The organism is Flavobacterium defluvii, assembly GCF_900129555.1.
GTDB lineage: Bacteria > Bacteroidota > Bacteroidia > Flavobacteriales > Flavobacteriaceae > Flavobacterium > Flavobacterium defluvii.
The window spans coordinates 73096-89810 of record NZ_FQWC01000013.1; the positions used below are offsets into that span (position 1 = coordinate 73096).

Annotated in this window: 29 protein-coding genes and 1 pseudogene; all 30 read left to right on the forward strand. The window is 34.4% G+C overall.

Going from position 1 to position 16715, the window contains the following annotated elements:
- Window positions 1–6: 6 nt before the first annotated feature.
- On the forward strand, window positions 7–297 hold the full coding sequence (gene rplW, locus BUC29_RS20415; RefSeq protein WP_012022489.1) for a 50S ribosomal protein L23: 291 nt from the start codon (window positions 7–9) through the stop codon (window positions 295–297).
- 9 nt (window positions 298–306) lie between these two features.
- Window positions 307–1131, forward strand: coding sequence for a 50S ribosomal protein L2 (gene rplB, locus BUC29_RS20420; protein ID WP_073418348.1), 825 nt, complete (start codon window positions 307–309; stop codon window positions 1129–1131).
- Window positions 1132–1137: 6 nt separating this feature from the next.
- The gene (gene rpsS / locus BUC29_RS20425) at window positions 1138–1416 is read left to right on the forward strand and encodes a 30S ribosomal protein S19 (protein WP_012022488.1); all 279 of its coding nucleotides are present in this window, start codon (window positions 1138–1140) and stop codon (window positions 1414–1416) included.
- 8 nt (window positions 1417–1424) lie between these two features.
- The gene (gene rplV, locus BUC29_RS20430) at window positions 1425–1838 is read left to right on the forward strand and encodes a 50S ribosomal protein L22 (RefSeq protein WP_007803631.1); all 414 of its coding nucleotides are present in this window, start codon (window positions 1425–1427) and stop codon (window positions 1836–1838) included.
- 5 nt (window positions 1839–1843) lie between these two features.
- A complete protein-coding gene (rpsC, locus tag BUC29_RS20435) occupies window positions 1844–2602 on the forward strand; it encodes a 30S ribosomal protein S3 (RefSeq protein ID WP_012022487.1) in 759 nt (252 codons plus the stop codon).
- A gap of 19 nt (window positions 2603–2621) precedes the next feature.
- Entirely contained in the window at window positions 2622–3047 is a 426-nt protein-coding gene (gene rplP / locus BUC29_RS20440; protein WP_008464295.1) for a 50S ribosomal protein L16, read from the forward strand.
- 12 nt (window positions 3048–3059) lie between these two features.
- Complete coding sequence (rpmC, locus tag BUC29_RS20445) at window positions 3060–3251, forward strand: 50S ribosomal protein L29 (RefSeq protein ID WP_073418350.1); 192 nt, start codon at window positions 3060–3062, stop codon at window positions 3249–3251.
- A 17-nt stretch (window positions 3252–3268) separates the two neighbouring features.
- Window positions 3269–3529, forward strand: coding sequence for a 30S ribosomal protein S17 (gene rpsQ, locus BUC29_RS20450; RefSeq protein WP_008464298.1), 261 nt, complete (start codon window positions 3269–3271; stop codon window positions 3527–3529).
- 2 nt (window positions 3530–3531) lie between these two features.
- Window positions 3532–3900, forward strand: a complete 369-nt coding sequence (gene rplN / locus BUC29_RS20455) for a 50S ribosomal protein L14 (RefSeq protein ID WP_007803649.1) — start codon at window positions 3532–3534, stop codon at window positions 3898–3900.
- Window positions 3901–3911: 11 nt separating this feature from the next.
- Complete coding sequence (gene rplX / locus BUC29_RS20460; RefSeq protein ID WP_008464300.1) at window positions 3912–4226, forward strand: 50S ribosomal protein L24; 315 nt, start codon at window positions 3912–3914, stop codon at window positions 4224–4226.
- A 2-nt stretch (window positions 4227–4228) separates the two neighbouring features.
- Window positions 4229–4780, forward strand: coding sequence for a 50S ribosomal protein L5 (rplE, locus tag BUC29_RS20465; protein WP_073418353.1), 552 nt, complete (start codon window positions 4229–4231; stop codon window positions 4778–4780).
- A gap of 3 nt (window positions 4781–4783) precedes the next feature.
- The gene (gene rpsN, locus BUC29_RS20470; protein WP_008464305.1) at window positions 4784–5053 is read left to right on the forward strand and encodes a 30S ribosomal protein S14; all 270 of its coding nucleotides are present in this window, start codon (window positions 4784–4786) and stop codon (window positions 5051–5053) included.
- Window positions 5054–5131: 78 nt separating this feature from the next.
- Window positions 5132–5530, forward strand: coding sequence for a 30S ribosomal protein S8 (gene rpsH / locus BUC29_RS20475; protein WP_008464306.1), 399 nt, complete (start codon window positions 5132–5134; stop codon window positions 5528–5530).
- 18 nt (window positions 5531–5548) lie between these two features.
- Complete coding sequence (gene rplF / locus BUC29_RS20480) at window positions 5549–6091, forward strand: 50S ribosomal protein L6 (protein WP_073418364.1); 543 nt, start codon at window positions 5549–5551, stop codon at window positions 6089–6091.
- Window positions 6092–6102: 11 nt separating this feature from the next.
- Complete coding sequence (rplR, locus tag BUC29_RS20485) at window positions 6103–6453, forward strand: 50S ribosomal protein L18 (RefSeq protein WP_008464310.1); 351 nt, start codon at window positions 6103–6105, stop codon at window positions 6451–6453.
- Between the two features lie 3 nt (window positions 6454–6456).
- The gene (rpsE, locus tag BUC29_RS20490; RefSeq protein ID WP_085949269.1) at window positions 6457–6981 is read left to right on the forward strand and encodes a 30S ribosomal protein S5; all 525 of its coding nucleotides are present in this window, start codon (window positions 6457–6459) and stop codon (window positions 6979–6981) included.
- Window positions 6982–6992: 11 nt separating this feature from the next.
- Window positions 6993–7175, forward strand: coding sequence for a 50S ribosomal protein L30 (gene rpmD, locus BUC29_RS20495; protein WP_012022481.1), 183 nt, complete (start codon window positions 6993–6995; stop codon window positions 7173–7175).
- 11 nt (window positions 7176–7186) lie between these two features.
- Window positions 7187–7639 (forward strand): 50S ribosomal protein L15, encoded by a 453-nt coding sequence (gene rplO / locus BUC29_RS20500; RefSeq protein ID WP_073418366.1) that lies wholly within the window; start codon window positions 7187–7189, stop codon window positions 7637–7639.
- A gap of 13 nt (window positions 7640–7652) precedes the next feature.
- The gene (gene secY, locus BUC29_RS20505; RefSeq protein ID WP_057124289.1) at window positions 7653–8999 is read left to right on the forward strand and encodes a preprotein translocase subunit SecY; all 1347 of its coding nucleotides are present in this window, start codon (window positions 7653–7655) and stop codon (window positions 8997–8999) included.
- A gap of 8 nt (window positions 9000–9007) precedes the next feature.
- Window positions 9008–9223, forward strand: coding sequence for a translation initiation factor IF-1 (gene infA, locus BUC29_RS20510; RefSeq protein ID WP_007136545.1), 216 nt, complete (start codon window positions 9008–9010; stop codon window positions 9221–9223).
- Between the two features lie 12 nt (window positions 9224–9235).
- Window positions 9236–9352, forward strand: a complete 117-nt coding sequence (gene ykgO, locus BUC29_RS20515) for a type B 50S ribosomal protein L36 (RefSeq protein WP_002987490.1) — start codon at window positions 9236–9238, stop codon at window positions 9350–9352.
- Window positions 9353–9354: 2 nt separating this feature from the next.
- Window positions 9355–9729 (forward strand): 30S ribosomal protein S13, encoded by a 375-nt coding sequence (rpsM, locus tag BUC29_RS20520; RefSeq protein WP_012022478.1) that lies wholly within the window; start codon window positions 9355–9357, stop codon window positions 9727–9729.
- Between the two features lie 8 nt (window positions 9730–9737).
- Window positions 9738–10121, forward strand: coding sequence for a 30S ribosomal protein S11 (gene rpsK, locus BUC29_RS20525; protein ID WP_012022477.1), 384 nt, complete (start codon window positions 9738–9740; stop codon window positions 10119–10121).
- A gap of 92 nt (window positions 10122–10213) precedes the next feature.
- A complete protein-coding gene (gene rpsD / locus BUC29_RS20530; protein WP_008464326.1) occupies window positions 10214–10819 on the forward strand; it encodes a 30S ribosomal protein S4 in 606 nt (201 codons plus the stop codon).
- A gap of 21 nt (window positions 10820–10840) precedes the next feature.
- Window positions 10841–11833 (forward strand): DNA-directed RNA polymerase subunit alpha, encoded by a 993-nt coding sequence (locus tag BUC29_RS20535; RefSeq protein ID WP_008464329.1) that lies wholly within the window; start codon window positions 10841–10843, stop codon window positions 11831–11833.
- Between the two features lie 36 nt (window positions 11834–11869).
- Window positions 11870–12361, forward strand: a complete 492-nt coding sequence (gene rplQ, locus BUC29_RS20540; RefSeq protein ID WP_012022476.1) for a 50S ribosomal protein L17 — start codon at window positions 11870–11872, stop codon at window positions 12359–12361.
- 240 nt (window positions 12362–12601) lie between these two features.
- Complete coding sequence (gene carA, locus BUC29_RS20545; protein WP_073418368.1) at window positions 12602–13720, forward strand: glutamine-hydrolyzing carbamoyl-phosphate synthase small subunit; 1119 nt, start codon at window positions 12602–12604, stop codon at window positions 13718–13720.
- A 102-nt stretch (window positions 13721–13822) separates the two neighbouring features.
- The gene (eno, locus tag BUC29_RS20550) at window positions 13823–15115 is read left to right on the forward strand and encodes a phosphopyruvate hydratase (RefSeq protein WP_073418370.1); all 1293 of its coding nucleotides are present in this window, start codon (window positions 13823–13825) and stop codon (window positions 15113–15115) included.
- A 157-nt stretch (window positions 15116–15272) separates the two neighbouring features.
- Window positions 15273–16550 carry a citrate synthase gene (locus tag BUC29_RS20555; RefSeq protein ID WP_073418372.1) on the forward strand — a complete coding sequence of 426 codons (1278 nt, stop codon included), beginning with the start codon at window positions 15273–15275 and terminating at the stop codon, window positions 16548–16550.
- Window positions 16551–16613: 63 nt separating this feature from the next.
- A pseudogene (locus BUC29_RS21745) lies at window positions 16614–16715 on the forward strand (amidinotransferase); the annotation flags it as partial.

The window sequence follows — 16715 nt, forward strand, 5'->3', positions numbered from 1 at the left end:
AGGAATATGAGCATCATTATTAGACCTATAGTAACTGAAAAAGTAACCAAAGAAAGTGAAGTTCTTAACCGCTTCGGATTCGTTGTTGACAAAAAAGCAAACAAAGTTCAGATTAAGAAAGCTGTTGAAGCTGCTTACGGAGTAACTATCGTTTCTGTTAACACAATGAATGTGAGACCAGACAGATCTACTAAATACACTAAAAGTGGTTTAATCAGTGGAAAGACAAATGCTATTAAAAAAGCAATTGTACAAGTACAAGAAGGAGAAACAATTGATTTTTACAACAATATCTAAGATAGAAAAATGTCAGTAAGAAAATTAAAACCTATTACCCCGGGTCAGCGATTTAGAGTTGTGAATGGTTATGACGCTATTACAACTGATAAGCCGGAACGCTCTTTGATAGCGCCGATAAAAAACTCAGGAGGTAGAAATAGTCAAGGAAAGATGACCATGCGTTATACGGGTGGTGGTCACAAGCAGAGATATCGTATTATTGATTTCAAAAGAACTAAAGATGGAATTCCAGCTACAGTGAAATCAATCGAATATGATCCAAATCGTACTGCATTTATCGCTTTGTTAGCTTATGCTGATGGAGAGAAAACTTATGTAATTGCTCAAAACGGATTGAAAGTTGGTCAGAAATTAGTTTCTGGACCAGAGTCTCAACCTGAAATTGGTAATACATTACCTTTAAGCAGAATTCCTCTTGGAACTGTTATATCTTGTATTGAGTTACGTCCAGGACAAGGAGCTGTTATTGCTCGTTCAGCTGGAACTTTTGCTCAGTTAATGGCAAGAGACGGAAAATACGCTACAATTAAAATGCCATCTGGAGAAACAAGACTAATCTTGTTAACATGTTCGGCTACAATTGGAGCTGTTTCTAATTCTGACCACCAATTAGTTGTATCTGGTAAAGCAGGTAGAACAAGATGGTTAGGAAGAAGACCTAGAACTAGACCAGTAGCGATGAACCCTGTTGATCACCCTATGGGAGGTGGTGAAGGACGTTCTTCTGGAGGGCATCCACGTTCAAGAAAAGGATTGCCAGCTAAAGGTTACAGAACTCGTTCTAAGAAAAACCCGAGTAACAAGTATATCGTAGAACGTAGAAAGAAATAATAAGATATGGCACGTTCATTAAAAAAAGGACCTTTCGTTCATTATAAATTAGACAAGAAAGTTCAGGAAAACGTAGAAAGTGGTAAAAATAGTGTAGTAAAGACTTGGTCTAGAGCTTCTATGATTACTCCGGATTTCGTTGGACAGACTATCGCAGTTCATAACGGTCGTCAATTTGTACCAGTTTACGTAACAGAAAACATGGTAGGTCACAAATTAGGAGAGTTTTCACCAACTAGATCTTTTAGAGGTCATGCTGGAGCAAAAAATAAAGGTAAAAAATAAAAGAAGCAATGGGAGTTCGTAAAAGAGAAACAGCAGATGCGAGAAAAGAGGCTAATAAGTCTATCGCTTTCGCAAAATTGAATAACTGCCCTACTTCACCTAGAAAAATGCGCTTAGTAGCGGACTTGGTAAGAGGTCAGAAGGTAGAAAGAGCACTTAACATTTTAAGATTCAGTTCTAAAGAAGCTTCAAGAAAATTAGAAAAACTATTATTATCTGCAATCAACAACTGGGAGCAAAAAAATAGTGAAGGTAATTTAGAAGAAGCTGGATTATTTGTTAAAGAGATCAGAGTAGATGGTGGAATGATGTTAAAAAGACTTCGTCCAGCTCCACAAGGTCGTGCACACAGAATAAGAAAACGTTCTAATCACGTTACAATCGTGCTTGGAGCTATCAATAACACACAAAGCAATTCTTAAGCAGCATGGGACAAAAGACAAATCCAATTGGAAATAGACTTGGTATCATCAGAGGATGGGACTCAAACTGGTATGGTGGAAATGATTACGGCGATAAATTAGCTGAAGATCACAAAATCAGAAAGTATATCCACGCTCGTTTATCAAAAGCTAGTGTATCTAAAGTAATCATCGAGAGAACTTTAAAGCTTGTAACCGTTACTATCACTACTGCTAGACCTGGTATTATTATCGGAAAAGGCGGACAAGAGGTAGACAAGTTAAAAGAGGAACTTAAGAAAGTTACTGACAAAGAGGTTCAAATTAACATCTTTGAAATCAAAAGACCTGAGTTAGATGCTTATCTTGTGGCTACAAGTATCGCTCGTCAAATCGAAAGCCGTATCTCTTACAGACGTGCAATTAAGATGGCTATTGCAGCTTCTATGCGTATGAATGCAGAAGGTATCAAAGTTTTGATTTCTGGTCGTTTGAATGGTGCTGAAATGGCACGTTCTGAAGGTTTCAAAGAAGGTAGAATTCCTCTATCAACTTTCAGAGCTGATATTGATTATGCTTTGGCTGAAGCTCATACTACTTATGGTAGAATGGGTATCAAAGTATGGATCATGAAAGGTGAAGTTTATGGAAAGAGAGATCTTTCTCCACTTGCAGGAATGGATAAAAAACAATCTGGAACTGGTGGTGGTAAAGGTGGAGATGCCCCAAGAGGTAAATCTAACTTTAATAAAGGTGGAAAACCAGACGCTCGTAAAAGAAAGTAAATTTTTAAACTAAAGAAAAATGTTACAGCCTAAAAGAACAAAATACCGTAAGGTACAAAAAGGTAGAATGAAAGGTAACTCTCAAAGAGGGCATGAACTTTCTAATGGAATGTTTGGAATTAAATCTGTACATGAAGATGGAATGTTCTTAACGTCTCGTCAAATCGAAGCTGCGCGTATCGCTGCAACTCGTTATATGAAGAGAGAAGGACAATTATGGATCAAAATTTTCCCAGACAAACCTATTACTAAGAAACCTCTTGAAGTACGTATGGGTAAAGGTAAAGGAGCAGTTGAATATTGGGCTGCTGTTGTTAAACCAGGAAGAATTATGTTTGAAGTTGGAGGTGTTCCATTGTCAGTTGCAAAAGAGGCTTTACGTCTTGCAGCTCAAAAACTTCCAGTAAAAACTAAGTTCGTCGTTGCTAGAGATTTCGAAGCATAATTTATATTTATTATGAAACAATCAGAAATAAAGAATCTTTCTGCAGCGGAGTTGCAAGAAAAGCTTAGTCAAACTAAGAAAGTATATGCTGACCTAAAAATGGCTCACGCTATTTCTCCAATTGCTAACCCACTTCAAATCAGAAGCGTTAGAAGAACAGTTGCAAGATTAGCTACAGAGTTAACTAAAAGAGAGTTACAATAATTGTATTCTGCTGAAAGATGGAAGAAAAAAGAAATTTAAGAAAAGAAAGAATAGGTGTTGTTACTTCAAATAAGATGGATAAATCTATCGTTATTTCAGAAGTAAGAAAAGTAAAACACCCATTATACGGTAAGTTCGTGTTGAAAACAAAAAAATACGTTGCACACGACGAAAAAAACGACTGTAACATTGGAGATACTGTAAGAATTAGCGAAACGCGTCCTTTAAGTAAAACAAAATGTTGGAGATTAGTTGAAATCTTAGAAAGAGCTAAATAATTATGGTACAACAAGAATCAAGACTAAAAGTAGCAGATAACACGGGAGCTAAAGAAGTTTTAACTATTCGTGTTTTAGGAGGTACTAAAAGAAGATATGCCTCTGTTGGTGACAAAATTGTAGTTTCTATCAAAGATGCAACTCCAAACGGAAACGTAAAAAAAGGAGCTGTTTCAACTGCAGTTGTTGTACGTACTAAAAAAGAAGTGAGAAGAGCTGATGGTTCTTATATCCGTTTCGATGACAATGCATGTGTTCTTTTGAATGCTGCAGGTGAAATGAGAGGAACTCGTGTTTTTGGTCCGGTAGCAAGAGAACTTCGTGAAAAACAATTCATGAAAATTGTATCATTAGCACCAGAAGTGCTTTAATTCGTTTTAAGATGATAAAGCTAAAAATAAAATCAGGAGATATCGTAAGAGTTATTGCTGGAGACCATAAAGGTGCTGAAGGTAAAGTTTTACGTGTTTACCGTGAAAAAAACAAAGCGATCGTTGAAGGTGTAAACCTGGTTTCAAAACATACTAAACCAAGTGCTAAAAACCCTCAAGGTGGTATCGTTAAGAAAGAGGCTTCTATTCAAATTTCTAACATTGCTTTAATTGATCCTAAAACTAAGGAAACAACTAGAGTAGGTATTAGAGTAGAAGGAGATAAGAAAGTAAGATTTTCAAAAAAATCTAATCAAGTACTATAGTAATGGCATATACACCTAGACTAAAAGAAGAATATAAGAGCAGAGTAATTGCTGCTCTTAAAGAAGAGTTCGGATATACAAACGTGATGCAAGTTCCTAAACTTGAAAAAATCGTTTTGAGCCGTGGAGTTGGTGCAGCTGTATCTGATAAAAAACTTATTGACTATGCTGTTGATGAGTTAACAAAGATCACTGGACAAAAAGCAGTATCTACAATTTCTAAGAAAGACGTTGCGTCTTTCAAATTAAGAAAAGGGATGCCTATTGGAGCAAAAGTTACTTTACGTGGAGAAAGAATGTATGAGTTTTTAGATAGACTTATTACTTCTGCTTTACCACGTGTTAGAGATTTTGGTGGTATCAAAGCTACTGGTTTCGACGGAAGAGGTAACTACAATCTTGGAGTTTTAGAGCAAATCATTTTCCCAGAAATTGATATTGACAAAGTAAACAAAATTTCAGGAATGGATATTACATTTGTTACTACTGCAAAAACAGACAAGGAAGCAAAGTCATTATTGGCTGAATTAGGATTACCTTTTAAAAAGAATTAAGATATGGCTAAAGAATCAATGAAAGCCCGCGAGGTGAAAAGAGAGAAAACGGTAGCTAAGTATGCTGAAAAGAGAAAAGCTTTATTAGAGGCTGGAGACTATGAAGGTTTACAAAGATTACCAAAAAACGCTTCACCTGTTCGTTTGCACAACCGTTGTAAATTGACTGGAAGACCAAGAGGTTACATCCGTCAATTCGGTATTTCACGTGTAACTTTCCGTGAAATGGCTAACAATGGATTAATTCCAGGTGTAAAAAAAGCCAGCTGGTAATTTAAAAAAGTTTATAAATTGATTAAAGGTTCAGGAAGCGGGGTGCTTCCTGAAAACCATAATCGCAATCAAATACATATGTATACAGATCCTATTGCAGATTATTTGACTAGAGTTCGTAACGCTGTGGCTGCAAACCACAAAGTTGTAGAAATTCCAGCTTCTAATCTTAAAAAAGAAATAACTAAGATCTTATTTGATCAAGGTTATATCTTAAGTTACAAATTTGAGCAGAACACAGTTCAAGGTTCTATCAAAATTGCTTTAAAGTATGATAAAGATACTAAAGAGCCTGTAATTAAAGATATCCAAAGAATTAGTAAACCTGGTTTACGTAAGTACGCAGGTGCTGCCAAATTACCAAGAATCCTTAATGGATTAGGAATTGCTATTGTTTCTACATCAAAAGGTTTGATGACTGGAAAACAAGCTAAGCAATTAAATGTAGGTGGTGAAGTAATTTGTTACGTATACTAATTTTAAACACTAGATAAGATGTCAAGAATAGGTAAAAGCCCAATTGTAATCCCTGCTGGTGTAACTGTAGAAGTTAAAGACGGTATTATTACAGTAAAAGGAAAAAAAGGTCAACTGGTTCAAGAGTTTTCGGACGTAAATGTAACTGTTGAAGGCGATCAGATTTTAGTTGAAAGATCGTCTGATCATAAAGACCACAGAGCAAAACACGGATTATTCAGATCTTTGATCAGTAATATGGTTGTAGGTGTTTCTGAAGGTTTTACAAAAGAACTAGAATTAGTTGGAGTTGGTTATAGAGCTTCAAACCAAGGTCAAAAATTAGATTTAGCTCTTGGATATTCTCACAATATTGTTTTAGAAATTGCTCCAGAAGTATCTTTAGAAACAATATCTGAAAAAGGTAAGAACCCAATCGTAAAATTAACATCATTTGACAAACAACTTTTAGGACAAGTTGCTGCGAAAATCAGAGGTTTCCGTAAGCCAGAGCCATACAAAGGAAAAGGTGTTAAATTTGTGGGTGAAGTATTAAGAAGAAAAGCAGGTAAATCAGCTTAAAATATAAGATTATGTCATTAACAAAATCTGAAAGAAGACAGAGAATTAAATTCAGAATTAGAAAATCGGTTAGTGGTACTGCTGCAAGACCTAGACTTTCTGTTTTTAGAAGTAATAAAGAAATTTACGCTCAAATTATTGATGATGTAAATGGAGTTACTATATTAGCTGCATCTTCGAGAGAAAAAGAAATAGGAAAAGGTACTAACGTTGAAGTAGCTGCTGCTGTTGGAAAATTAGTTGCAGAGAAAGCGTTAAAAGCCGGAATTGATACCATTACTTTTGATAGAGGTGGTTATTTATATCACGGTCGTATTAAATCATTAGCAGAAGGCGCAAGAGCCGCTGGACTTAAATTCTAATATATTATGTCTAAATACAAAAATGTAGAATTGGTAAAACCTAGTGGTCTTGAACTTAAAGATCGTCTAGTTAGTGTAAATCGTGTTACTAAAGTTACAAAAGGAGGTAGAGCTTTCGGTTTTTCTGCTATTGTAGTTGTAGGTGATGAAAATGGAGTAGTTGGTCACGGATTAGGAAAATCTAAAGATGTTTCTGAAGCAATTGCGAAAGCAGTAGAAGATGCTAAGAAAAATTTAGTTAGAATTCCTTTGAATGGACAATCAGTTCCTCACGAACAAAAAGGTAAATTTGGTGGTGCACGCGTATTCTTAATTCCTGCTTCTCATGGTACAGGAGTTATTGCTGGTGGAGCTGTTCGTTCAGTTCTTGAATCAGTAGGAATTCACGATGTATTATCAAAATCTCAAGGATCATCAAATCCTCATAACGTAGTTAAAGCAACTTTTGATGCTTTATTGCAAATGAGAAGTGCTCATACTGTTGCAAAACAGAGAGGAGTTTCTTTAGAAAAAGTTTTTAAAGGTTAATCAAGGAAATTATGGCTAAATTATTAGTAAAACAAGTAAGAAGCAAGATCAACTGTCCTCTTTCTCAAAAGAGAGGTTTAGAAGCTTTAGGTCTACGTAAATTAGGACAAGTTGTAGAGCATGAATCAAATCCTGCTATCCTTGGTATGATAAACAAAGTTAAACACTTAGTTTCTGTTGAAGAAGCTAAATAACAAATACTGTTATGAATTTAAGTAACTTACAACCTGCTGAGGGATCAACACATAATCAAAATAAAAGAGTAGGTAGAGGAGAAGGTTCTGGAAAAGGTGGTACTGCTGCAAGAGGTCACAAAGGAGCTAAATCTCGTTCTGGTTATTCTAAAAAGATTGGTTTTGAGGGTGGACAAATGCCACTTCAAAGACGTGTACCTAAGTTTGGTTTCAAAAACATCAATCGTAAAGAATACGAAGGTGTTAATTTAGATACGCTTCAATTATTAGTAGACAATGGTGTGATTACTGATTCTGTTTCTATGGCAGATTTCGTAGCTAATCGTCTAGCTTCAAAAAATGAAATCGTTAAGATTTTAGGTAGAGGTGAATTGAAAGCAAAATTAAAAGTAACTGCCCACAAATTTACTGCTACTGCAAAAGCTGCTATTGAAGCTGCTGGTGGTGAAGCTGTAACTATATAACTTATCTATTAAGATGAAGAAATTTATTGAATCACTAAGTAATGTTTGGAAAATCGAAGAACTGAAAAACAGAATCTTAATTACATTAGGATTGCTTTTAGTATATCGTTTTGGTGCACACGTTACGCTTCCTGGAATTGATGCAACTCAATTAACAGGATTAGCGGGACAAACTAAAAATGGTTTAGGATCTATCCTAGACATGTTTACTGGGGGTGCTTTCTCTAAAGCTTCAGTTTTTGCTTTAGGTATCATGCCTTATATTTCTGCATCTATTGTAGTTCAGTTAATGGGAATTGCTATTCCTTATTTACAAAAACTTCAAAATGATGGAGAAAGTGGTAGAAAAAAGATTAATCAAATCACTCGTTGGTTGACTATAGCTATTACACTGGTTCAAGGTCCAACTTATATCTATAATTTATACAGAACATTGCCTGGTAGTGCTTTTCTACTAGGCTTTAATTCACCTGAATTTTTGTTCTCGTCAGTTATCATCTTAGTTACAGGAACAATTTTTGCTATGTGGCTTGGTGAGAAAATTACAGATAAAGGTATTGGAAATGGAATTTCATTATTAATTATGGTTGGTATCTTAGCTCGTTTACCACAAGCTTTTATTCAAGAGTTTACAACGAGAGTTACCAATAACAATGGAGGTCCAATGTTGTTAGTTATTGAAATTATTGTGTGGTTATTAGTAATCATTTCTTGTGTATTGCTTACTATGGCAGTACGTAAAATTCCAGTACAATACGCTCGTCGTACGACAACTGGTGATTATGAGCAAGATTTGGCAGGTGGTAATAGACAATGGATTCCTCTTAAGCTTAATGCTTCTGGAGTTATGCCAATCATTTTTGCTCAGGCAATTATGTTTATCCCTGCAGCTGTAGCTGGACTGTCTAAGTCAGATACATCACAATCTATTGTTGGTGCATTTAGTAATATGTTTGGTTTTTGGTATAATTTTGTTTTTGCAACTTTAATTATTGTATTTACATTCTTCTATACTGCAATCACTGTACCTACTAACAAAATGGCTGATGATTTAAAAAGAAGCGGTGGTTTTATTCCGGGAGTTCGTCCAGGAGCTGAGACTTCAGACTTCTTAGATAAAGTGATGTCTTTAATAACTTTCCCAGGATCTTTATTCCTTGCTTTGATTGCTGTGTTCCCAGCTATTGTTGTAAGTATTATGGATGTACAACAATCTTGGGCAATGTTTTTTGGAGGTACCTCATTAATAATTATGGTTGGAGTTGCAATAGACACTATTCAACAAATCAATTCATATTTGTTAAACAAACATTATGATGGTTTAATGAAGACTGGTAAAAATAGAAAAGCAGTAGCTTAATATTATTTATGGCAAAACAATCAGCAATAGAACAAGACGGATCAATCATTGAAGCATTATCAAATGCTATGTTCCGTGTGGAGTTAGAAAATGGACATATTGTAATTGCTCATATTTCTGGAAAAATGCGAATGCATTACATCAAGTTATTACCTGGTGATAAAGTGAAATTAGAAATGAGCCCTTACGATTTGTCAAAAGCAAGAATTACTTATCGATATTAAAAGATATTCAGTATGAAAGTTAGAGCATCAGTAAAAAAGAGAAGTGCCGAGTGCATTATCGTGCGTAGAAAAGGAAGATTGTACGTGATAAACAAAAAGAATCCTAGATTTAAACAAAGACAAGGATAATTATGGCAAGAATAGCAGGGGTAGATATCCCAAAAAACAAAAGAGGTGTTATTGCACTTACCTACATCTTCGGATTAGGAAAAAGTAGAGCTATTGAGATTTTAGAAAAAGCTCAAGTTAGCCAGGATAAAAAAGTTCAAGATTGGAATGATGACGAGATCGGAGCAATTCGTGATGCTGTTTCATTTTACAAAATTGAAGGAGAATTACGTTCTGAAGTTTCTTTAAACATCAAACGTTTAATGGATATTGGTTGTTATAGAGGAATTCGTCATAGATCTGGTCTTCCATTAAGAGGTCAAAGAACTAAAAACAACTCTAGAACAAGAAAAGGAAAAAGAAAAACTGTTGCTAACAAGAAAAAAGCAACTAAATAATAAGTAATATGGCTAAAGCAACTGCAAAAAAACGTAAAGTTATCGTTGAATCAACGGGTGAAGCTCATATTTCTTCGACTTTCAACAATATTATCATTTCTTTGACAAATAAGAAAGGTGAAGTTATTGCTTGGTCTTCAGCTGGTAAAATGGGTTTCAGAGGTTCTAAAAAGAACACTCCGTATGCAGCTCAAATGGCAGCAGAAGATTGCAGCAAAGTAGCTCTTGAGGCAGGACTTAAAAAAGTAAAAGTTTATGTAAAAGGACCAGGAAACGGGCGTGAGTCTGCTATTCGTTCTATTCATAACGGTGGAATTGAGGTTACTGAAATTATTGATGTTACTCCAATGCCACACAACGGATGTCGTCCTCCAAAAAGACGTAGAGTTTAATTTTTTTATTTTTATAGTATAATCAAGGTAGAACATAGATTATCGGAGGATTAGACCTGAATTCATAATCTCTACCTTAAAATTTTTTTAAAATGGCAAGATATACTGGTCCAAAAACCAAAATCGCTCGTAAATTTGGCGAAGCAATCTTCGGAGATGATAAATCTTTCGAAAAAAGAAATTATCCACCTGGACAACACGGGATGGCTAAGAAAAGAGGAAAAAAATCTGAGTACGCTGTTCAGTTAATGGAAAAGCAAAAAGCTAAATATTCTTATGGAATTTTAGAAAAACAATTCAGAAATTTATTCGAAAAAGCATCAGCTACTAAAGGTGTAACTGGTGAGGTTTTATTACAACTATGTGAAGCAAGATTAGATAATGTTGTTTTTAGAATGGGAATTGCTCCATCTAGAAGAGGTGCTCGTCAAATTGTATCTCACAGACACATTACTGTAAACGGAGAAGTTGTAAATATTCCTTCTTACCACCTAAAACCTGGTGATAAAGTTGCAGTTCGTGAAAAATCTAAATCTTTAGAAGCTATCGAGCGTTCTTTATCAAATTCAAGTCATGTTTATGAATGGATTACTTGGAACAATGATCTTAAAGAAGGAACTTTTGTTTCTGTACCTGCGAGACTTCAAATTCCAGAAAACATTAAAGAACAATTAATCGTAGAGTTGTACAACAAATAATAATTGACTTAGTCGAAATTTATGGCAATATTTAATTTTCAAAAGCCCGATAAAGTTATCATGATCGATTCAACCGATTTTGAAGGTAAATTTGAATTTAGACCTTTAGAACCTGGTTATGGATTGACAGTTGGTAATGCACTTAGAAGAGTTTTGCTTTCAGCGTTAGAAGGTTATGCAATTACATCTGTTCGTATCGAAGGTGTAGATCATGAGTTTTCTACTATTTCAGGTGTTGTTGAAGATGTTACCGAAATTATCCTTAATCTAAAACAAGTACGTTTCAAACGTCAGATAGAAGATATCGATAATGAATCAGTTACTATTTCTGTTTCTGGTAAAGATCAATTAACGGCAGGTGATTTTCAAAAATTTATTTCAGGTTTCCAAGTTCTAAATCCGGACCTTGTTATCTGTAATTTAGATTCTAAAATCAAATTGAATTTCGATTTAACTATCGAAAAAGGTAGAGGATACGTGCCTGCTGAAGAGAACAAAAAACAGAATGCTGCAATTGGAACGATTTTTACAGATTCTATTTTTACTCCGGTAAAAAATGTAAAATATGCAATCGAAAATTTCCGTGTAGAGCAAAAAACAGATTACGAAAAATTAGTTTTTGAAATCAAAACTGATGGATCTATTAATCCAAAAGATGCTCTTACTGAAGCTGCTAAAGTTTTAATTCACCATTTCATGTTATTCTCTGACGAAAGAATTACACTTGAGGCTGACGAAATTGCACAAACAGAATCGTATGATGAAGAGTCATTGCATATGAGACAATTGCTTAAAACTAAGCTTGTTGATATGGATTTATCTGTAAGAGCATTAAATTGCTTGAAAGCGGCTGAAGTTGATACACTTGGTGATTTAGTATCGTTCAATAAAAATGACCTGATGAAATTCCGTAATTTTGGTAAAAAATCTTTAACTGAACTTGATGAACTTGTTGCAGTTAAGAATTTAACTTTCGGAATGGATTTAGCTAAATACAAACTAGATAAAGAATAATTCAATCCGCTTCGGCGGATTAAATTTAAAATAGCAATGAGACACGGAAAAAAAATCAATCACTTAAGCAGACAGACTGGACATAGAAAAGCTATGTTAGCTAATATGGCTTGTTCTCTTATCGAGCACAAACGTATTAACACTACTGTTGCTAAAGCTAAAGCGCTTAAACAATTCGTTGAGCCTTTAATCACAAAATCAAAAGAAGATACGACTCACAATCGTCGTATTGTTTTTGCATACTTACGTAGCAAATATGCTGTAACTGATTTGTTCAGAGATGTAGCTGCTAAAGTAGGAGACCGTCCAGGAGGATACACTCGTATCATTAAAGTTGGAAATCGTTTGGGAGATAATGCTGATATGGCAATGATCGAACTTGTAGATTTCAACGAACTTTACAACGGAGGTAAAAAAGAAGTTAAAAAAGCTAAAAGCCGTCGTGGTGGTAAAGCTAAAAAAGCTGAAGGTACTGCTCCTGAAGCTCCTGCAGCTGAATCAGAATCGACTACTGAAGCTTCTGAATAATTATGAAAGTAATGATTCTATAGAAATCAAGGATAAACTAATTTTTAGTTTATCCTTTTTTTTTGATTTTTTTTAGAATAATAAAATTTAACTTTTTTAAGTGTCAGGGTTTTATTTTTGTGAATGAAAATTTTAAAAACTCTTGTAACCACTCTTTTAAAGAAGTAAATTTGCAGAATATCTAATTACAATGAAGCTTTAAAGTTTCATAAGACGATTAAAAACAATACAAATTAAACAATGAAATACACAACACGACAAAGCGCCATTTTATTACTAAGCGATGGAACTATTTTTCATGGTAAATCTATCGGAATCAGCGGTAAAACTTTTGGTGAAGTTTGTTTTAACACTGGGATGACAGGATATCAGGAGATTTTTACAGATCCTTCTTATTTTGGACAAATTATGGTAACTACTAATCCACACATTGGTAATTACGGGGTGAATGATCTGGAAGTTGAATCAGAAGATGTAAAGATTGCTGGTTTAGTTTGTAAAAACTTTAGTTTTAACTATTCAAGAGAAGGAGCTTCTGGAAGTTTAGAAGATTATTTTGCTAAACAAAACTTAATTTGTATTTCCGATGTTGATACAAGAGCTCTTGTTAGTTATATTCGTGATAATGGTGCGATGAATGCTGTTATCTGTACAGACGGAACTTCAATTGAGGATTTGAAAAAAGAGTTGGCAAACGTTCCTAATATGGAAGGACTGGAGTTAGCTTCGAAAGTTTCAACTAAAGAACCATATTTTGTAGGAGATGAAAATGCAACATATAGAATTTCTGCACTGGATCTTGGAATTAAAAAGAATATTTTAAGAAATTTTGCGAAGAGAGACTGTTACATTAAAGTTTTTCCATACGATGCTACTTACGAAGATTTGAATTCTTTTAATCCAGATGGATTTTTCTTATCAAATGGACCTGGAGATCCGGATCCGTTACATGGCGTAATTGAAGTTGCTAAAAAAATTATTGCTGATGACAGACCGTTGTTCGGAATTTGTTTAGGCCACCAAATTATTGCTTTGGCAAACGGTGTTCAGACTTATAAAATGTTTGGCGGACACAGAGGAATTAATCATCCTGTAAAAAACCTTTTAACAGGTAAAGGTGAAATCACTTCTCAAAATCATGGATTTGCTGTAAAAAGAGAAGCTTTGGAAGGTCACCCGGAATTAGAACTTACACATATACATTTAAATGATGATACTGTTGCTGGTATGAGAATGAAAAACAACAATTGTTTTTCGGTACAATATCACCCTGAAGCAAGTCCCGGACCGCACGATTCATCATATTTATTTGATCAATTTGTTGAGAATATAAAACTAGCTGTGTCTAAAACGATGTAGTTAATAAATAAAGCTGTTTAATAAATAAAATTCGTTTTTAATATTAAATATTTTTATAATTTCGAAAAAAAATCTATAATCTATTAATAAAAAACAAAAATAATGAGTATTATAATTAAAGTTCACGCAAGACAAATTTTGGATTCCAGAGGAAATCCTACTATTGAGGTTGATGTAGTAACTGAAAACGGAGTTTTAGGTAGAGCTGCAGTTCCATCTGGAGCATCAACTGGAGAGCACGAAGCTGTTGAATTACGTGACGGAGGTAAAGCTTATCTTGGAAAAGGAGTTTTGAATGCAGTGAACAATGTAAATACTGTTATTGCTGAAGAATTAGTTGGAACTTCTGTTTTTGAACAAAATACAATCGATCAATTAATGATCGATTTAGACGGAACTCCAAATAAATCTAAATTAGGAGCTAATGCTATTTTAGGAGTTTCTTTAGCTGCTGCTAAAGCTGCTGCAAACGAATTAGGATTACCTTTGTACAGATATGTTGGTGGAGTTTCTGCTAATACATTACCTGTGCCAATGATGAACATCATCAACGGTGGTTCTCACTCAGATGCACCTATTGCATTTCAGGAATTTATGATTTTCCCGGTAAAAGCGACTTCTTTTACACATGCTATGCAAATGGGGACTGAGATTTTCCACAGCTTGAAAAAAGTATTACATGACAGAGGTTTAAGTACAGCTGTTGGTGATGAGGGAGGTTTTGCTCCTAACTTAGCGGGTGGTACTGAAGATGCATTGGATACTATTAAATTAGCAGTTGAAAAAGCTGGATATACTTTCGGTGACGAAATTATGATTGCTCTTGACTGTGCAGCTTCTGAATTTTATGTAGATGGTAAATATGACTACACTAAATTTGAAGGCGAAACTGGAAAAGTTAGAACTTCTGCAGAACAAGCTGAATATTTAGCAGAACTTGCTTCTAAATATCCAATTATTTCTATCGAAGATGGTATGTACGAAGATGACTGGGATGGATGGAAAGCTTTAACTGAAAAAATTGGAAATAAAGTACAATTAGTTGGAGATGACTTATTTGTTACTAACGTTGCTCGTTTATCTACAGGTATTGAAAAAGGAATTGCTAATTCAATCTTGGTAAAAGTTAACCAAATTGGTACTTTAACAGAAACTATTGCTGCTGTAAACATGGCTAAAAATGCTGGTTATACTTCAGTAATGTCTCACCGTTCTGGAGAAACAGAAGATAATACAATTGCCGACTTAGCTGTAGCATTAAACTGTGGACAAATTAAAACAGGTTCTGCTTCTCGCTCTGATCGTATGGCAAAATACAACCAATTATTAAGAATCGAAGAAGAGCTAGGAAGTACTGCTTATTTCCCGGGTTTAAAAGCTTTTAAGATCAAATAATTGTAAGACTTATATATTGAAAAAAAAACCATTCGTGTTAACGAATGGTTTTTTTTTGGAGTTTTAACAAATTCATAGCAGGATTCTTTTTTTAATTAGTCTTAAATTCCTTAGATTTGATAAATTATTATTTTATAGAATTATTTCCAATTATATTATGTCAAAAATAGCTACATTAGAAGTAGATGGTAAGAAAATTGAACTTCCGGTAATTACAGGAAGTGAAAATGAATCAGCTATCGATATTAACAAATTACGTGATTTAACTGGGATTATTACAATTGATCCGGGTTACAAAAATTCAGGATCTTGTAAGAGTGAAATCACTTTCTTAGATGGAGAATTAGGAATTTTACGTTACAGAGGATATTCAATCGAAGATTTGGCTGAAAAAGCTAGTTTCTTAGAAGTTTCTTATCTTTTGATTTTTGGTGAATTGCCAACTGCTCAGGAATTAGAGCAATTTGAAAATGGTATTAAAAAGCATACTTTAGTAAACGAAGAAATGAAAAATATCATTGACGGTTTTCCAAAAACAGCACACCCAATGGGAGTGTTATCTGCTTTAACAAGTGCTTTGACAGCATTTAATCCAAAAGCTGTAAATGTTGAAAATGAAAAAGAAATGTATGAAGCCATTTGCAAAACGATGGGTAAATTTCTTGTAATTGCAACTTGGACTTACAGAAAATCAATGGGTTATCCGTTAAACTATTATGATAATACAACTGGTTATGTAGAGAACTTTATGCAATTGATGTTTAAATTACCTACAGGACCTTATACAGTAAATCCAGTTGTTGTAGATGCTTTAGATAAATTATTTATCCTTCACGCAGATCACGAACAAAACTGTTCTACTTCTACTGTAAGAATGGTGGGCTCATCTCATGCTGGTTTATTTGCATCAATTTCTGCAGGAGTTTCTGCTCTTTGGGGACCGCTTCACGGAGGTGCTAATCAGGCAGTACTTGAAATGCTTGAGGAAATCAATAAAGATGGTGGAGATACAGATAAATTTTTAGCGAAAGCAAAAGATAAAAATGACCCTTTCCGTTTAATGGGATTTGGGCACAGAGTTTATAAAAACTTTGATCCAAGAGCAAAAATTATCAAAAAAGCTGCTAAAGAAGTTTTGGAAACTTTGGGTGTTGAAGATCCAATTTTGGATATTGCGAGAAAATTAGAAACAGCGGCTCTTGAAGACGATTATTTCAAATCAAGAAATTTATATCCAAACGTTGATTTCTACTCTGGAATTATTTACAGAGCGTTAGGAATTCCAACTGATATGTTTACTGTTATGTTTGCTATTGGAAGACTTCCTGGCTGGATCGCACAATGGAAAGAAATGCGTGAAAACAAAGAACCAATCGGAAGGCCAAGACAAATTTATACTGGACATCCTTTAAGAGACTTTAAGTCGAATAAATAAAAAAACGAAAGCTTCACTTAACTGTGAAGCTTTTTTTATCTTTGTCCAAAATACAATAAAGTTATGTTGCAATTAAATGTTAAGAACGAAACGTCAAGACTTCGTGCAGTAGTTTTGGGTTCAGCCGTTCATAATGGGCCAACTCCTACAATTGATGAAGCCTAT

Bases quoted from the DNA above. Each gene is read 5' to 3' on its own strand.
- BUC29_RS20555 (WP_073418372.1), top strand. From the start codon at position 15,273: ATGTCAAAAATAGCTACATTAGAAGTAGATGGTAAGAAAATTGAACTT.
- rplP (WP_008464295.1), top strand. From the start codon at position 2,622: ATGTTACAGCCTAAAAGAACAAAATACCGTAAGGTACAAAAAGGTAGA.
- rpsM (WP_012022478.1), top strand. From the start codon at position 9,355: ATGGCAAGAATAGCAGGGGTAGATATCCCAAAAAACAAAAGAGGTGTT.
- rpsK (WP_012022477.1), top strand. From the start codon at position 9,738: ATGGCTAAAGCAACTGCAAAAAAACGTAAAGTTATCGTTGAATCAACG.
- rpsQ (WP_008464298.1), top strand. From the start codon at position 3,269: ATGGAAGAAAAAAGAAATTTAAGAAAAGAAAGAATAGGTGTTGTTACT.
- rplB (WP_073418348.1), top strand. From the start codon at position 307: ATGTCAGTAAGAAAATTAAAACCTATTACCCCGGGTCAGCGATTTAGA.
- rplO (WP_073418366.1), top strand. From the start codon at position 7,187: ATGAATTTAAGTAACTTACAACCTGCTGAGGGATCAACACATAATCAA.
- rplF (WP_073418364.1), top strand. From the start codon at position 5,549: ATGTCAAGAATAGGTAAAAGCCCAATTGTAATCCCTGCTGGTGTAACT.
- rpsD (WP_008464326.1), top strand. From the start codon at position 10,214: ATGGCAAGATATACTGGTCCAAAAACCAAAATCGCTCGTAAATTTGGC.
- rpsC (WP_012022487.1), top strand. From the start codon at position 1,844: ATGGGACAAAAGACAAATCCAATTGGAAATAGACTTGGTATCATCAGA.
- eno (WP_073418370.1), top strand. From the start codon at position 13,823: ATGAGTATTATAATTAAAGTTCACGCAAGACAAATTTTGGATTCCAGA.
- rpsN (WP_008464305.1), top strand. From the start codon at position 4,784: ATGGCTAAAGAATCAATGAAAGCCCGCGAGGTGAAAAGAGAGAAAACG.
- rpsH (WP_008464306.1), top strand. From the start codon at position 5,132: ATGTATACAGATCCTATTGCAGATTATTTGACTAGAGTTCGTAACGCT.
- rplQ (WP_012022476.1), top strand. From the start codon at position 11,870: ATGAGACACGGAAAAAAAATCAATCACTTAAGCAGACAGACTGGACAT.
- BUC29_RS20535 (WP_008464329.1), top strand. From the start codon at position 10,841: ATGGCAATATTTAATTTTCAAAAGCCCGATAAAGTTATCATGATCGAT.
- rpmD (WP_012022481.1), top strand. From the start codon at position 6,993: ATGGCTAAATTATTAGTAAAACAAGTAAGAAGCAAGATCAACTGTCCT.
- rpmC (WP_073418350.1), top strand. From the start codon at position 3,060: ATGAAACAATCAGAAATAAAGAATCTTTCTGCAGCGGAGTTGCAAGAA.
- rplV (WP_007803631.1), top strand. From the start codon at position 1,425: ATGGGAGTTCGTAAAAGAGAAACAGCAGATGCGAGAAAAGAGGCTAAT.
- rplR (WP_008464310.1), top strand. From the start codon at position 6,103: ATGTCATTAACAAAATCTGAAAGAAGACAGAGAATTAAATTCAGAATT.
- rpsS (WP_012022488.1), top strand. From the start codon at position 1,138: ATGGCACGTTCATTAAAAAAAGGACCTTTCGTTCATTATAAATTAGAC.
- rplN (WP_007803649.1), top strand. From the start codon at position 3,532: ATGGTACAACAAGAATCAAGACTAAAAGTAGCAGATAACACGGGAGCT.
- ykgO (WP_002987490.1), top strand. From the start codon at position 9,236: ATGAAAGTTAGAGCATCAGTAAAAAAGAGAAGTGCCGAGTGCATTATC.
- infA (WP_007136545.1), top strand. From the start codon at position 9,008: ATGGCAAAACAATCAGCAATAGAACAAGACGGATCAATCATTGAAGCA.
- secY (WP_057124289.1), top strand. From the start codon at position 7,653: ATGAAGAAATTTATTGAATCACTAAGTAATGTTTGGAAAATCGAAGAA.
- rplW (WP_012022489.1), top strand. From the start codon at position 7: ATGAGCATCATTATTAGACCTATAGTAACTGAAAAAGTAACCAAAGAA.
- rplE (WP_073418353.1), top strand. From the start codon at position 4,229: ATGGCATATACACCTAGACTAAAAGAAGAATATAAGAGCAGAGTAATT.
- rplX (WP_008464300.1), top strand. From the start codon at position 3,912: ATGATAAAGCTAAAAATAAAATCAGGAGATATCGTAAGAGTTATTGCT.
- carA (WP_073418368.1), top strand. From the start codon at position 12,602: ATGAAATACACAACACGACAAAGCGCCATTTTATTACTAAGCGATGGA.